At 64.9% G+C, this 1,248-nt stretch carries 2 pseudogenes; both read left to right on the top strand.

Annotation, left to right across the window (positions count from 1 at the left end):
* A pseudogene (locus ACFFNA_RS40385) lies at positions 1-775 on the top strand (tyrosine-type recombinase/integrase); the annotation flags it as partial.
* 30 nt (positions 776-805) lie between these two features.
* Positions 806-1,248 (top strand): annotated as a pseudogene (locus ACFFNA_RS40380) (IS91 family transposase); the annotation flags it as partial.

The following is a 1,248-nucleotide window of genomic DNA, read 5'->3' as shown; positions in this document are numbered from 1 at the left end:
GGCAAGTCGCCGGACGTGCTCGGGCGCGAGGACATTCGGACCTATCAGGTCTATCTGACCAACGAGAAGAAGCTGGCGTCCGGTTCGATCCACACCGCCATCGCGGCGCTGCGCTTTCTCTACAGTGTGACGCTCGAAAGGGACTGGGCGCCTGAAGAGGTCCTCCCGTTCCCCAAGAAGCCGCAGAAGCTGCCGATCATCCTCAGCCCCGAGGAAGTTCAGCAATTCCTCGGCTGCGTCCTCAACGTCAAACACCATGCCATCCTGACCACCTGCTATGCCGCCGGCTTGCGCATCTCGGAGGCGGTTCAGCTGAAGACCACGGACATCGACAGCCAGAGAATGGTCATCCGCGTCGAGCAGGGCAAAGGCCAGAAGGACCGCTACGTGATGCTGTCGCCCAAGCTGCTGGAGATCCTGCGCAGCTATTGGAAGGTGCGCCGGCCAGAGGCGTGGCTCTTTCCCCGGCGATCGTGCCGGCCAGCCGATCACCAGGGATGCGGTGGGACAAGCCTGCGCGAAAGCGCGCGACCTCTCCCGCTTGCCCAAACCGGTCACGCCGCACAGTCTGCGGCACGCCTTTGCCGTCCATCTATTGGAGGCCGGCGCCGATGTGCGCACCATTCAACTGCTGCTCGGTCACCGCAGCCTCGTGACCACCGCCCATTACCTGCGGATTGCCACCAACAAGGTCTGCGCCACGTCGAGCCCGTACGAGCTCTTACCGCGTCCGGCCCCCACCCCGCCGCCGCCGGCCAAGCCTCAGTACTTCTGAGCTCGAGCAGATGGCCCGCTCGGGCCGGAGGTGGCGGATATATTCCGCCGCTACGGCGAAGCCTATCGCGTGCAGCATGACGCGTCGCTGTCGACCGCCCAGCGTCGCGTCATGACGGCGATTGAACTCTGCCGCACCGCCGCGCTCGGCGGCATGTCGAGCAGTGCGATCAATGCGGCCACCAGCGCATCGCCTTCAACAGCTGCCGCGACAGGCATTGTCCCCGCTGCCAATCGCTCGCCCGCGCGCAATGGCTGGAGGACCGTCGCGCCGAGCTTCTCGACACCCAGTACTTCCACGTCGTCTTCACGCTGCCGGGTGACATTGCCGCCATCGCCTATCAGAACAAGGCGCTCGTCTACGGTCTGCTCTTTCGCGCCACCGCCGAGACCCTGCGCACCATTGCCGCCGATCCCAAACACCTGGGCGCCGAGATCGGCTTCTTCGCCGTGCTGCATACCTGGGGGCAAAAT

Origin of the sequence: Mesorhizobium kowhaii (genome assembly GCF_042431665.1) — a bacterium.
Taxonomy (GTDB): Bacteria; Pseudomonadota; Alphaproteobacteria; order Rhizobiales; family Rhizobiaceae; genus Mesorhizobium; species Mesorhizobium kowhaii.
Note: the sequence above shows the minus strand (reverse complement) of the source record. Positions and strands in the feature narration are given on the sequence as shown.